The 13089-nt window shown below is 73.2% G+C and carries 11 protein-coding genes; 6 read left to right on the top strand and 5 right to left on the bottom strand.

What is annotated here, in order from left to right; genetic code table 11:
• Positions 1–63 precede the first annotated feature (63 nt).
• Positions 64–1872 carry an AMP-dependent synthetase/ligase gene (locus tag ACWEQO_RS01700; protein ID WP_452977714.1) on the bottom strand — a complete coding sequence of 603 codons (1809 nt, stop codon included), beginning with the start codon at positions 1870–1872 and terminating at the stop codon, positions 64–66.
• 299 nt (positions 1873–2171) lie between these two features.
• Between ACWEQO_RS01700 and ACWEQO_RS01705 the strand changes: the two genes are divergently transcribed.
• From ACWEQO_RS01705 to ACWEQO_RS01725, 5 genes are all read left to right on the top strand, one after another.
• Positions 2172–2969, top strand: a complete 798-nt coding sequence (locus ACWEQO_RS01705; protein ID WP_452977717.1) for a metallophosphoesterase family protein — start codon at positions 2172–2174, stop codon at positions 2967–2969.
• Between the two features lie 161 nt (positions 2970–3130).
• On the top strand, positions 3131–3634 hold the full coding sequence (locus tag ACWEQO_RS01710; RefSeq protein WP_361450413.1) for an SRPBCC family protein: 504 nt from the start codon (positions 3131–3133) through the stop codon (positions 3632–3634).
• Positions 3635–3691: 57 nt separating this feature from the next.
• Complete coding sequence (locus ACWEQO_RS01715) at positions 3692–4906, top strand: ArsA family ATPase (protein ID WP_452977720.1); 1215 nt, start codon at positions 3692–3694, stop codon at positions 4904–4906.
• A 57-nt stretch (positions 4907–4963) separates the two neighbouring features.
• A complete protein-coding gene (locus ACWEQO_RS01720) occupies positions 4964–5563 on the top strand; it encodes a DUF5304 domain-containing protein (protein WP_452977723.1) in 600 nt (199 codons plus the stop codon).
• A gap of 101 nt (positions 5564–5664) precedes the next feature.
• The gene (locus ACWEQO_RS01725) at positions 5665–6618 is read left to right on the top strand and encodes an ROK family glucokinase (protein ID WP_361450404.1); all 954 of its coding nucleotides are present in this window, start codon (positions 5665–5667) and stop codon (positions 6616–6618) included.
• Positions 6619–6711: 93 nt separating this feature from the next.
• Here the strand turns inward: ACWEQO_RS01725 and ACWEQO_RS01730 are convergent, their stop codons facing one another.
• Positions 6712–7854: a glycosyltransferase family 4 protein gene (locus tag ACWEQO_RS01730; protein WP_452977726.1), complete on the bottom strand. Its 1143-nt coding sequence runs from the start codon at positions 7852–7854 to the stop codon at positions 6712–6714.
• Positions 7855–8009: 155 nt separating this feature from the next.
• Here ACWEQO_RS01730 and ACWEQO_RS01735 point away from each other — a divergent pair, with 155 nt between their 5' ends.
• Positions 8010–9248 carry a glycosyltransferase 87 family protein gene (locus ACWEQO_RS01735; RefSeq protein WP_452978446.1) on the top strand — a complete coding sequence of 413 codons (1239 nt, stop codon included), beginning with the start codon at positions 8010–8012 and terminating at the stop codon, positions 9246–9248.
• A gap of 73 nt (positions 9249–9321) precedes the next feature.
• Here ACWEQO_RS01735 and ACWEQO_RS01740 read toward each other — a convergent pair whose 3' ends face one another.
• From ACWEQO_RS01740 to ACWEQO_RS01750, 3 genes are all read right to left on the bottom strand, one after another.
• Positions 9322–10512: a hypothetical protein gene (locus tag ACWEQO_RS01740; RefSeq protein ID WP_452977729.1), complete on the bottom strand. Its 1191-nt coding sequence runs from the start codon at positions 10510–10512 to the stop codon at positions 9322–9324.
• A 33-nt stretch (positions 10513–10545) separates the two neighbouring features.
• On the bottom strand, positions 10546–11562 hold the full coding sequence (locus tag ACWEQO_RS01745; RefSeq protein WP_452977731.1) for an NlpC/P60 family protein: 1017 nt from the start codon (positions 11560–11562) through the stop codon (positions 10546–10548).
• Between the two features lie 191 nt (positions 11563–11753).
• On the bottom strand, positions 11754–12857 hold the full coding sequence (locus ACWEQO_RS01750; protein ID WP_452977734.1) for an NlpC/P60 family protein: 1104 nt from the start codon (positions 12855–12857) through the stop codon (positions 11754–11756).
• Positions 12858–13089: the final 232 nt, after the last annotated feature.

The raw sequence follows: 13089 nt of genomic DNA on the forward strand, positions 1-13089 counted from the left end.
GGGAACAGGTCGGTTCCTGTCCTGGACTCCGACGGGCGCGGGGCGACCGCAGGGCGAAACCGCCTACTTCGCGTAGATCGCCTCGATCTCGTGCGCGTAGTCCTTCGCCACCACGTTCCGCTTCAGCTTCAACGAGGGAGTCAAGTGCCCCGACTCCTCCGTGAACTGAGCCGGCAGCACCCGGAACTTCCGCACCGACTCCGCCTTGGAGACCGCCGCGTTCCCGTCGTCGATCGCCGTCTGGATCGCGGCGATCAGATCGGGGTCCCCGCTCAGCGACGCCGCCGTGGCCCCCTCCGGCTTGCCGTGCTCCGCCGCCCAGCGGACCAGGAACTCCTCGTCGACGGTGACCAGCGCGCCCACGAACGGCCGCCCGTCGCCGACCACCATGCACTCCGCGACCAGCGCGTGCGCGCGGATACGGTCCTCGATCACGGCCGGCGCCACGTTCTTGCCGCCCGCGGTCACGAGGATCTCCTTCTTGCGCCCGGTGATGCTCAGGTACCCGTCCTCGTCGAGGGTGCCGATGTCGCCGGTGTGGAACCAGCCGTCGGCCAGCGCCTCCTCCGTCGCGCCCGGATTGTTCCAGTACTCCTTGAACAGGTGCTCGCCGTGCAGCAGCACCTCGCCGTCATCGGCTATGCGGACCACCGAGCCGGGCAGCGGCTGTCCGACCGTGCCGATCTTCGGCCGGTCCCAGGGGTTGAAGGTGGTGGCCGCGCAGGACTCGGTGAGCCCGTACCCCTCCAGCACCGTGAAGCCGATGCCGCGGAAGAAGTGGCCGAGGCGCTCGCCCAGCGGCGCGCCGCCGGAGATGGCGGCCTCGCCGCGCCCGCCGAGCACCGCGCGCAGCTTGCCGTACACCAGCCGGTCGAAGACCTTGTGCTTGACCCGCAGGGCGAGGGACGGACCCGAGGGCGTGTCCAGTGCCTTGCTGTACGCGATGGCGGTGTCCGCCGCCTGGTCGAAGATCCGGCCCTTGCCGTCGGCCTGCGCCTTGGCCCGCGCCGAGTTGTAGACCTTCTCGAAGACCCGCGGCACACCCAGGATCAACGTCGGCCGGAACGCGGCCAGTTCGTCGGTGAGCTGCTTGATGTCCGGGACGCAGCCCAGCTTGATCGGCGCCATCATCGGCGCGATCTGCACCAGTCGGCCGAAGACGTGCGCGAGCGGGAGGAAGAGCAGGACCGAGCACTCGCCGGTGCGGAACAGCGGGCGCAGTCGCTCCACGATGTTGCCGCACTCGGCGAAGAAGCTGCGATGGGTGAGCACACAGCCCTTGGGGCGGCCGGTGGTGCCGGAAGTGTAGACGATGGTCGCCGGGTCGTCGGCCCTGGCGACGGAGCTGCGCTCCTCGACCGTCTCGTCGGTGACGTCCCGGCCGAGCCGTCCCAGCTCGGCGATCGCACCGCCGTCGAGCGCGCCGTCGATCTGCCACACGTGCTTCAGCGCGGGCAGCCGGTCGCGCAGCGACTCCACCACGGCCGCGTGGCCGTCGCTCTCCACCACGCAGGCGGTGGCGCCGGAGTCGCTGAGGATCCAGGCCACCTGCTCCGGCGAACTGGTCTCGTACACCGGCACGGTGACCGCGCCGGCGCTCCAGATCGCGAAGTCCAGCAGGGTCCACTCGTAGCGGGTGCGGGACATCAGCCCCACCCGGTCGCCGGGCCGGACACCGGAGGCGATGAGCCCCTTGGCGGCAGCGCGCACCTCGGCGAGGAAGACGGTCGCCGTCACGTCCTGCCACACGCCGCCGACCTTGCGGGCCATGACGGCGACATCGGGATGCTGCGCGGCGTTTCTGCGGACGATGTCGGTCAGATTGCCGTCCGCGGGGACCTCGTACAAAGCCGGAAGGCTGAACTCGCGCAAGACTGCTGCTCCTCTTAGGGCGTCGGCGCCACGACGTTGTGCGCTGCGGCGACGGCGCGGTCCAAGGCTCGGTCGGGTGCTCGAGGATTCAGCCGTTGAAAACCCGAGCACCAGTGGACTGCCCGGACGTTACCCGTCGGTACGGATGCTACGACAGGGGGACCCGGTGAGATGTTCGCTGCGTCACACAGCTGGCTGCTCCATCGCGCACAGTATTCCACCGCCTCCTCCTCGAGCCAGTTACCGCAGGTCCGTACGCCACTGTTCACCCGGGACGGACACGCCTACCCTTGATCGCCATGGCCTCCACACCAGACGGGAACCGGCGCACGCGCGTCCACGTGGTCAGCGACGTGCACGGCAACGCCCGTGACCTGGCCCGCGCCGGTGACGACGCGGACGCCCTGATCTGCCTGGGCGACCTGGTGCTCTTCCTCGACTACGCCGACCACTCCCGCGGCATCTTCCCCGACCTGTTCGGCGTGGAGAACGCCGACCGGATCGTGGAACTGCGCACCGCCCGCCGTTTCGAGGAGGCGCGCGCGTTCCAGTCCCGGCTGTGGGCGGGCATCGGAGCCGACCGCGCCGCGGCGATCGAGAAGGCGGTGCGCAGGCAGTACGCCGAGCTGTTCGCCGCCTTTCCGGTCCCCACGTACGCCACCTACGGCAATGTCGACATACCGCCCCTGTGGCAGGAGTACGCCGGCCCCGGCACCACCGTCCTCGACGGCGAACGGGTGGAGATCGGCGGCCGGGTGTTCGGCTTCGTCGGCGGCGGGCTGCGCACGCCCATGAGAACGCCGTACGAGATCAGCGACGAGGAGTACGCGGCGAAGATCGAGGCCGTCGGCGAGGTCGACGTGCTGTGCACGCACATCCCGCCGGAGGTCCCGGAGCTGGTGTACGACACCGTCGCGCGCCGCTTCGAGCGCGGCAGCCGGGCCCTGCTGGACGCCATCCACCGCACCAGGCCGCGGTACGCGCTGTTCGGACACGTGCACCAGCCGCTGGTCCGGCGCATGCGGATCGGGGCCACCGAATGCGTGAACGTGGGGCACTTCGCGGCCGGCGGCCGGCCCTGGGTCCTCGAGTGGTGAGAACCTCCGACGAGTCGCGGTCGGAGGAGTCGCTGTCGGACGAGTCGTGGTCGGATGAGGGGCGCCCACCGGGTGCGCGATAGCCTTCCGCTGCACGGGCGTGCGCGGGGGCCGCGCACGGCGATCCGAACCACCGGCCCGCACCTGGAGGAGCCACGGCGATGGCGGAACACACCAGCTCGAGCATCACGATCGAGGCGGCACCGGCCGATGTCATGGGGGTGATCGCCGACTTCGCCCGCTATCCGGACTGGACCGGCGAGGTGAAGGAGGCCGAGGTCCTCACCTCCGACGACCGGGGCCGGGCCGAGCAGGTGCGCCTCGTCATGGACGCCGGCGCGATCAAGGACGACCAGATCCTCGCGTACACCTGGACCGGTGAGCACGAGGTCTCCTGGACGCTGGTGAAGTCCCAGATGCTGCGCTCCCTGGACGGCTCCTACCTCCTGAAGCCGACCGGCGCGGGCACCACCGAGGTCACCTACCGGCTCACCGTCGACGTCAAGATCCCGATGCTCGGCATGATCAAGCGCAAGGCCGAGAAGGTCATCATCGACCGGGCCCTGGCGGGACTGAAGAAGCGGGTGGAGTCGGGCGAGGAGCCCGCCGACGGCTCGGGCGAGGAGCCCGCCGACGGCTCCGACGGGAAGCCTGCGGCGGAGTAGCGCCGGCCGGGAGGCAACGGCGCCGGTCGGGCACGGGCCCGGGTACCGTTCACCCTCATGCGTACCCTCCTGATCACGGGCCCCGGCGGCAACGGACGTACCACCGTCGCGGCGGCCACCGCGCTCGCCGCCGCCCGCGGAGGCGCCCGGGTCCTGGTGCTGGGCACCGACCGGGTGGACACGCTGGGCGCCGTACTGGGGACGCCCCTGGGCAGCGGGCCCGTCGAGGTCGAGCAGGGGCTCACCGCCCGGCGCATCGACGCCGGCGCGGACTTCCACGCCGACCTGGCCGCCCTCCAGGACCGGGCCGCCACCGTGCTCGACCTGCTCGGCGCGTCCCGGCTCGACCCCGAGGACCTCGGCCCGCTGCCCGGCGCCGAGGAGCTCTCCGTGCTGCGCGCCCTGCGGGACGCGGCGCTGTCACAGGCCTACGACCTGCTCGTCGTCGATCTTCCGCCCACCCCGCAGGCCCTCGCCCTCCTCGCCCTCCCCGAGGACCTCCGCCGCTGCCTGCGCCGCCTGCTCCCGCCGGAACGCCAGGCCGCCCGCGCCCTGCGCCCCGTACTCGGCCGCCTCGCCGGGGTCCCGATGCCCGCGGAGTGGCTGTACGGGACGGCCGCCCGCTGGGACACCGAACTGGCCGCGGTCGAGGCCGTCCTCGCCGACCGGAACACCACCGTACGGCTGGTCGCCGACCCCGGGCCGGCCGGCGCCGACGCGGTGCGCACCGCGGGGCTGGGCCTCGCCCTGCGCGGACTGCGCACCGAGGCGCTGGTCGCCGGGCGCCTGCTGCCCGAGAACGTCGAGGACGGCCGGCTCGCCGGCCTGGTCGCCCAGCAGCGCAAGACCCTGGACGAGTGGCGCGAGACGTACGAGGTCCACCCGGTCGCCCACCTGGGGCGCGACCCGCGGGGCCCGGACGACCTCGCCGCGCTCGCCGTACCCGGCGTGCCGGCCGCCGAGGGGGCGCCCGCCGGGGTCGAGTGGCCCGTCACCGGCCCTCCCGGCTTCCGGCTCCCCCCGGACGGGGAGCCCGCCACCGCCGACGACGGCGTACTGGTCTGGCACATCCCCCTGCCCGGCGCCCGGCGCGAGGAACTGGACCTGATCCGGCGCGGCGACGAACTCGCCGTGACCGCCGGGCCGTTCCGGCGGACCGTCCCACTGCCCTCCGCGCTGCGCCGCTGCACCGTGGACGGCGCGGCCCTGCGCGAGGGCGAGCTGCGCATCCGGTTCCGGCCGGATCCGCGGCTGTGGCCGCGCACTCCGTGAAGCCGCTACGGCCGTTCGGGTAACGTCGGAGGGGCCCATCACAGTCAGGAGTCCACCATGAGCGATCAGCTCCCTCCGCCCGACGCCGCCGGGGACGAACCCGTGGACGACGTACGCGCCGTGGCGGACGACGTACGCGCCGTGGACGAGGCGCGCACCGTGGACGAGGCGCGCACCGCCTTCGACACGGACGCCTGGGCGACGGCGTGCGCCGAGGACCTCGAGGCGGAGAAGGCCCGCCGTCGCGCCCGGTACGGACCGCCGCCCGGCTCGGCCGCCGAGGAACTGCGCAAGCTCGTCGACGCGGTCGCCGAGAAGTTCGACCAGCTCACCGGTGGCCTCCCGGCGCCCCTGTTCGGCGCGGTCGCCGGGCCGGCCGCGCAGCAGGTGGTGCGCCAGGTCGTCCAGCAGGCCAAGGCGGCCGTGGAACCGGTCGTCGAACGCAACCCGGACGTCTTCGACCACCTCGCCGCCGCGGGCAACGAGCTGCTCGCCGCCTACCGCTCCGCGGTCCAGGGCCAGGAACGCCGCTGGACGACCGGAGAGACCCGTGCCTGGAACCCCGACGAGGTCCGGGACGAGGGCGGCGAGGACGGCCCGGGCCGGGACCGGGGCGACGAGCCGGGCCCCGGCGGGGAACGCATCGACCTGGACTGACGGCCCGGGGCCGACGGGCGGTCCCGCCGGTGCCGGGAACCCGGCGGCAGCGCCTCGGGTACCGTGGGCGGTAGCGGGGCTCGACCGGAACTGAGGGATTCATGGGACTCACCATCGGCGTCGACATCGGCGGCACCAAGATCGCGGCCGGCGTGGTCGACGAGGAAGGCACCATCCTTTCGACCCACAAGGTGCCGACCCCGGACACGCCCGACGGCATCGTGGACGCGATCGCCTCCGCGGTGGAGGGGGCACGCGCGGGCCACGAGATCGTCGGCGTGGGCATCGGTGCGGCCGGATACGTCAACCGCCAGCGCTCGACGGTGTACTTCGCCCCCAACATCTACTGGCGCAACGAGCCGCTCAAGGAGAAGGTCGAGGCCCGCACGGGTCTTCCCGTCGTGGTGGAGAACGACGCCAACGCCGCGGCCTGGGGCGAGTACAAGTTCGGCGCCGGCAAGGGCCACCGCAACGTCATCTGCATCACGCTCGGCACCGGTCTGGGAGGCGGCGTCATCATCGGCAACAAGCTGCGCCGGGGCCACTTCGGCGTGGCCGCCGAGTTCGGGCACATCCGGATGGTGCCGGACGGCCTGCTGTGCGGCTGCGGCTCGCAGGGCTGCTGGGAGCAGTACGCCTCCGGCCGCGCCCTGGTCCGGTACGCCACCCAACGCGCCAACGCGACCCCCGAGAACGCGGAGGTCCTGCTCTCCCTGGGCGACGGCACCCCCGAGGGCATCGAGGGCAAGCACGTCTCCATGGCCGCCCGCCAGGGCGACCCGGTGGCCGTCGACTCCTACCGCGAGCTGGCCCGCTGGGTCGGCGCGGGCCTCGCGGACCTGGCCTCCCTCTTCGACCCGTCCGCGTTCATCGTCGGCGGCGGTCTCTCCGAGGAGGGCGAGCTGGTCCTCGACCCGATCCGCAAGTCCTACAAGCGCTGGCTGGTCGGCGGCAACTGGCGCCCGGTGGCCGAGGTGCGCGCCGCCGAACTCGGCAACAAGGCCGGCCTGGTGGGCGCGGCGGACCTGGCCCGCCAGCCCGACCCGATCATGTGACACCTTCCCGCCCGTCCGGCGGCGCCCGCCCGTTCCCTCCGGGGAGCGTGGCGGGCGCCGCCGTCCCCGGGGTGCCCGCCACGGCGGAGCACGTCAGAGCAGGTTCTTCAGGGATTCGGCCAGCAGGTCCCAGCGCCACTTCTCCTCGACCCATTCCCGGCCCCGCTCGCCCATGCGGCGGCGGAGTCCGGGGTCGGCGAGGAGGGTGATGATGCGGTCGGCGGACTCGGCGGGGGTGTCGCCCCGGACGACCCAGCCGGTCTCGCCGTCGAGGACCGCGTCGGGGGCGCCGCCCGAGTCGCCGGCGACGACGGGCAGGCCGGTCGCGGAGGCCTCCAGGTAGACGATGCCGAGCCCTTCCACGTCCAGTCCGCCGCGCCGGGTGCGGCAGGGCATCGCGAAGACGTCCCCGGCGCCGTAGTGGGCGGGCAGCTCGGACCAGGGCACGGCGCCGGTGAAGCGGACGGAGCCGGCCACCCCGGTGTCCCGGGCGAGCCGGCGCAGGTCCTTCTCGTAGGGTCCGCCGCCGACGATCAGCAGCACGGCGTCCGGCTCGGCGGCCAGGATCGCGGGCATGGCGCGGATCAGTGTGTCCTGCCCCTTGCGCGGCACCAGCCGGGAGACGCAGACGACCACCGGGCGGTCGGTCAGTCCGAGCCGGGCCCGGACCTCGTCGCCGCCGGAGCCGGGGTGGAAGGTCTTCTCGTCGACCCCGGGCGGCAGTTGCACCATCCGCGTGGCCGCCCCGGGCGTGAGCGCGCCGGCGATCCGCGAGCGCGTGTACTCGCCGAGGTAGGTGATCGTGTCCGTGGACTCGCCGATCCGGCGCAGCAGTTGCCGGGCGGCGGGCAGCTGGGCCCAGCCCGCCTCGTGGCCGTGGGTGGTGGCCACGATCCGTTCGGCGCCCGCCCGGCGCAGCGCCGGCGCCATCAGCCCGAGCGGCGCCGCCGCCCCGAACCACACCGAGGTGCACCCGTGTTCGCGCAGCAGGGCGACGGCCCGCCGGGTAGCCTGCGGGGTCGGCAGCAGCATCGTCGTACGGGCGCGTACGACGGTGAAGGGCTGCTCGGCGTCGAAGGCGGCGGTCGCCAGGGCTCCCTCCCGGGTGTGCTTCCAGGTGGAGGCGTGGACGACGAGGCGATCGGGGTCGAGCCGCAGCGCCATGTTGTGCAGGAACGCCTGGATGCCGCCGGGCCGGGGCGGGAAGTCGTTGGTCACGATCAGGGTCTTGTGCATCGTCGCCGACCCTACCGAACCGCCGGCACCCGGCATCGAACCGGCCGCCGGGAGGACCGGCCGGCCCCGGGCCCGGAGGGGGCCGCTGTGGCACGCGCACCGGGATCCGCGACATCATGGCCCCCCAGGACCGCACACCGACGGGCAGGAATCACGTGGACACGATGGGCTCGCGCGGGTTCCCGGCTCGGCTGCTCGCACTCTGGGGTCTGACGAGGACCGTCCTGCTGCTGTGGGTCCTGAAGGTGGTCGTCTTCCCCGGCCCGGACGTCACCAGCGACGTGTCCGGGATCTACCGGGGCTGGTACGAGGTCCTGCGCACCGGGACCTTCCCGCTGGACGACGTGACCTGGCAGTACCCGCCCGCGGCGGCGCTGGCGATCCTCTCCCCCGGTCTGCTGCCGTTCCTGGAGTACGCCACGGCCTTCTTCGTCCTGGTGCTCCTCGCCGATCTGGCCACCCTGGCACTGCTGCTGTACGCGGGCGGGCGGCCGGGCCGAAGCCGTCGCGGCGCCTGGGTGTGGGTGGCGGGGGTGCCGCTGCTCGGTCCGACGGTGTACGCCCGCTACGACGTGATGGTGACCGCGGTGGCGGTGGCCGCGCTGCTGGCCGGCGCCCGGCGTCCCCGGCTGCTGGGGGCACTGGCGGCCTTCGGCGCGTTGCTGAAGGTGTGGCCGGCGATGCTGCTGCTCGGTGTCCGCCGGCGTTCCGCGTGGGTGTCGGCGGCGGTGACCGGTGTCGCGGTGGCGGGCGCGTTCGCGGTGTTCGTGCCGGGCGCGTTCGCGTTCCTGGGCTTCCAGCGCGACCGGGGCACGGAGGTGGAGTCGCTGGGGGCGCTGGTCTTCCATGTCGCCCGGCACCACGGCTGGGACGGCCGGGTGCTGCTCAACTACGGCTCGGTGGAGTTCCTCGGCCCGTACGTGACCTGGGTGAGCACGGGCGCCATGGTGCTGACCGGGGCGGCCCTGGCCTGGCTGGTGCTGTGGCGGCTGCTGGCCACCCGCTTCGAGCCGCACACCCTCGCCGACGCCGCGTTCGTGGCCGTGCTGATGTTCACCACCACCAGCCGGGTGATCAGCCCGCAGTACATGGTGTGGCTGGTCGGGCTCGCCGCGGTCTGCCTGTGCCACCGGGGGAGCCGGATGCGGCTGCCGGTGGCCCTGGTGCTGGTCGCCTCGTTCGTGACGGTGCTGGAGTTCCCGCTGTGGTTCGCGCACGTCGTGGCCAGTGACCCGCTCGGCGTCGCCCTGCTCTTCCTCCGCAACGGCCTGCTGGTGGCCGCCACCTTCCTCGCCGCCCGCACCCTGTGGCGCGGGACGGTCCCCCGGACGCTCCCGCCCGCGGACCCCGCGGACCGCCCCCGAAGCCCCGCGAGAGCACCGGTCTCCTCCTGACTCCGGCCCGGTCTCGCGGTCTCCCGGTCTCCCGGTCTCCCGGTCTCCCGGTGCGGCGGACACCCCGGCCGGGTCAGTGGAGTTGCTCGCGCAGGTAGTTCTGCCAGGCGACGGTGAAGGCCTCCGGTGTGGTGCCGAGGACCCGGCGCATCGCGTCCTCGACCGCGCCCTCCCGCCCCGCGTGCGCGCCCACGGCGCGGTAGAACGCGCCGAGGCGTTCCTCTCCCCAGCGCTCTGCGATGAGACGGCAGGCCATCCAGCCGCTCTCGTAGGCGCGGGCGAGGCCGTCGGTGTCGCCCGAGAAGCCGAAGTCGCCGTCGTCCGGCAGCCCGGAGGGCACCTCCCCGTGCCTCACCGCACGGGCGAGTTCCGGTGCCGCGTCGGCCGGGAGGCGGTCCCTGCCCCGGTAGCCGACCCAGTCGGCGAAGCCCTCGGACAGCCACAGCGGGGTCGAGGCGGTGGTGTGGGAGCGGGTGGCGACATGGGTGGTCTCGTGGGTGACCACCACCTGCCGGCCCGAGTCGCCGAGCACTCCGAAGGCGTCCGGGTTGACGATGACCCGGTCCGCGGGCGACTCGGCACCGGCGCCGGTCTCGCCGGTGGTGACGGCCGCGATCCCCCGGTAGGAGGAGGCGGGCGCACCCAGCAGCCCCGCCATCTCCTCCAGGGAGCCCGGGACCAGGACCACGACGCGCCGTTCCCAGCGCGGGCCCCACGCGTCCGACACCGACGGCACCGCGCGGTCGGCCAGTTCGGCGTAGTCGCGCAGTTTCCCGTCGGGCTGTCCGACACCGAGCACCAGGCTCCGTTCCCCGTGCACGGCACGCACCGCGCCCTGGTCCCAGAGCTGTCGGCCGGTCTTCCCGGCGGGACGGTCGGAGTCGACGGACCACCGGCCGTCGTCGTGCCGGGTCAGGCGCAGGGTGCGGGCGGTGGTGACCGGGGCCCGGTCGTAACCCGCGACGCGGTAGCCGAGGTCGGCGTCGACGGTGGCTCTGTCGCCCGTGCGGCGCACCGCGGTCACGCGGTAGGTCCAGTCGGCCAGCGGCACCTCCCGCAGGGTGTCGTACCCGGCCCGGGTGCCGGTACGGGCGTAGGCGGCGGCGTCGTGGCCGAGGACGGCCCCGGCCCGCCGGTCGAGCAGGGCCTGCACCTCGGCGTGGGCGCCGTCGGTGACCGGCCGGCCGCCGCAGCCGACCAGGGAGACCAGCAGCAGACACAGCGCCGTCACCGACGCCCCCGGGATCCTCCTTCGACCAGCCACCCTTGTGAGGGTACGGGCGCCGGGCCGCTCCGGTCAGACCCTGGTGACGGACGAGACCGGCATCATCCCGACCGGGTCGTAGCGCACGGGGGCGCCGGGGTAGGGCGCGTGGATCACCTGGCCGTTGCCCGCGTACATCCCCACATGGCTGGCGTCGGACCGGTAGAGCACCAGGTCGCCGGGCCTGGCCTGGGAGAGCGGGACCTGCCGGCCGGCGTGCCGCTGGGCCTGCGAGGTGCGCGGCAGGGCCACCCCGGCCTGCGCGTACGACCACTGCATCAGACCGGAACAGTCGAAGCCGAAGGGCCCGTTGGCGCCCCAGACGTAGGGCGAGCCGAGGGCGGAGCGGGCGGCGGCGACGGCGGCGGCCGCACGGCCGGAAGCGGCCGCGGCGCCGAACGGGCCGGGCGGGCCGGAGCGGCCGGACCGGGCGGCCTGCTCGTAGGCGGCGCGTTCGGCCTCGGGGAGCGCGCCGAGCAGCCGCCGGGCCTCGGCGAGTTTGCGCTCCACGGTCTTCTTGTGGGCGGCGGCCGCCCTGCGGCTCCGCTCCAGCTCTTTCAGCCTGTGGGACGCCTTCGCGCGGTTCTGGTCCAGGAAGCGCCCGGCCTCCTGGAGTTCCTTCAGCCGGCCGGCCTGGCGGGCGGTGAGCCGGTCGAGCACCGAGGCCCGCTCGAGGTACTCCTCCGGGTCGTCGGAGAGGAACAGGGTGAGGGAGGGGGCCAGCCCGCCGGAGCGGTACTGCGCTCCGGCCAGCGAACCGAGTTCCTCCCGCAGGGTGTTGACACGCTCCTGCTGCCGGGCGATCTCGTCCTGGACGGTGTTGACCCGGCCCCGCAGGGCGTCTGCGCGGGAGTCGGCCTCGTTGTACGCCTCGGTCGCCCGCTCGGCCTCCTCGTAGAGGCGGTCCACGTCGGCCGTCGGATCGTCGTGCGGGACGGCCGTCGCCGGTACGGCGCCCAGGGCGGCCGCCGCCGCGGACAGGATGCCTACGGCGACGGTGGCGCCCCGGTCGAGACCGGGAGAGGGTGCAAGGCGTCGATGGGACCCCACGGGGACCGCGCTCCTTCCGCTGACGGACGGGGAAACGCGGCAGACAGTAACCCCGGGGCGGGCGACCGACCAATGACCCGGGTGGTCACACATGGTGACGCCCCGCCTCTGACCGCAGGTCACAGGCGGGGCGTGGAGTCGAGCGGCGGACCACGATTCCCCCGAACGGAGGCACGCGGGTCCGTCGGCTTCTAGACGCGGACGCCGAACATGAACGGGCCGCCGATGGTGTTCATCGACTCGTAGCGGACGACGGTGCCGCTGCGCGGGGCGTGGATGATCTGGCCGTTGCCCGCGTAAAGACCCACGTGGTGCAGGTCGTTGAAGAAGAAGACCAGGTCGCCGACCTGGAGCTGGCTGGCCGAGTAGATCTTGGTGCCCGCGCCGGTCTGCGCCTCGGAGGTGCGCGGGAGGCCGACGCCGGCCTGGGCGTACGCCCAGGAGGTGAGGCCCGAGCAGTCGAAGGAGGACGGGCCGGTGGCGCCGTAGACGTAAGGGGTGCCGAGCTTGCTCTGGGCGGCGGCGAAGGCGGCGCCGGCGCGGCCGGAGCCGCTGGAGACCGGGGCGGAGCTGCCGGTGCCGGCGGCGGTGCCCGCGTCGGTACCGGAACCCGAACCGGAGCCGGAGGCCTTGAGGACCTCCCGCTCGCTGGCGCGGGTGGCGCGCTCCTCCTCCTGGGCGAGCTGCGCCTTCTCCTCCGCAGTCAGGCTGTTGAGCAGCTTCTGCGCGGCGCCCAGCTTGCTCTGGACTTCCTTCTTCTTCTTGCCCAGTTCGGTGCGGGTGGAGTCGAGGTCCTCGAGCTTGCCGGAGGCCTCGGAGCGCTGCTGGGCGAGCTCGCGCTGCTTCTCCTGGATCTTCTTCAGCGCGTCGACCTGCTGGGTGCTGAGCTGGTCGAGGGTGGCCGCCTTGTCGAGGTAGTCGTCCGGGTCGGCGGAGAGGAAGAGCTGGAGCGAGGGGTCCAGGCCGCCGCTGCGGTACTGGGCGCTGGCCATCGAACCGAGGCCGTCGCGCAGCTCGTTGAGCTCCTGCTGGCCCTTGGCGACGTTGTCCTGGATGGTGGAGATCTCCTTCTGGAGCTTCTCCTGCTTCTCCTTGGCGCCGTTGTACTTCTCGGTGGCCTGCTCCGCCTGCTGGTAGAGCTTGTCGACCTTGGCCTTCACCTCGTCCTTGCTCGGCTTCTCGCTGGGGGCCGCGTTGGCGGCCTGCGAGCTCAGGACGACGGCAGCTGCGGCAGCGGTGGTGAGCACAGTGACACGTGCCCGGTTCGGCTGCTTGGGACGACGGTGGGACGCCACGGAGGCGAGCTCCTTCTTCCTCCAGCCGCCTACCGACACGCCGGCGGGCGGGACCTCCGCCGTCGCCACCCCATGTGAACGATCACCCGAGCGGAGGTTCGAGGCCTGACCCTAGTGATTCTCTTGTGATCAGTTCAAATCCTTGGGCGCAAAATCTATGTCACAGTGCGTTTCTTTGCCTTCAACTCACGTGCAGTGATATCGGACTGACACTACGTTGCGTGAATATCGC

It is taken from the genome of Streptomyces sp. NPDC004051, from assembly GCF_053604275.1.

Excerpts from the sequence above, each read along its gene's own strand:
- ACWEQO_RS01715 (WP_452977720.1), top strand. The coding sequence starts at position 3,692 with ATGCGTACCCTCCTGATCACGGGCCCCGGCGGCAACGGACGTACCACC.
- ACWEQO_RS01730 (WP_452977726.1), bottom strand. The coding sequence starts at position 7,854 with ATGCACAAGACCCTGATCGTGACCAACGACTTCCCGCCCCGGCCCGGC.
- ACWEQO_RS01720 (WP_452977723.1), top strand. The coding sequence starts at position 4,964 with ATGAGCGATCAGCTCCCTCCGCCCGACGCCGCCGGGGACGAACCCGTG.
- ACWEQO_RS01710 (WP_361450413.1), top strand. The coding sequence starts at position 3,131 with ATGGCGGAACACACCAGCTCGAGCATCACGATCGAGGCGGCACCGGCC.
- ACWEQO_RS01725 (WP_361450404.1), top strand. The coding sequence starts at position 5,665 with ATGGGACTCACCATCGGCGTCGACATCGGCGGCACCAAGATCGCGGCC.
- ACWEQO_RS01705 (WP_452977717.1), top strand. The coding sequence starts at position 2,172 with ATGGCCTCCACACCAGACGGGAACCGGCGCACGCGCGTCCACGTGGTC.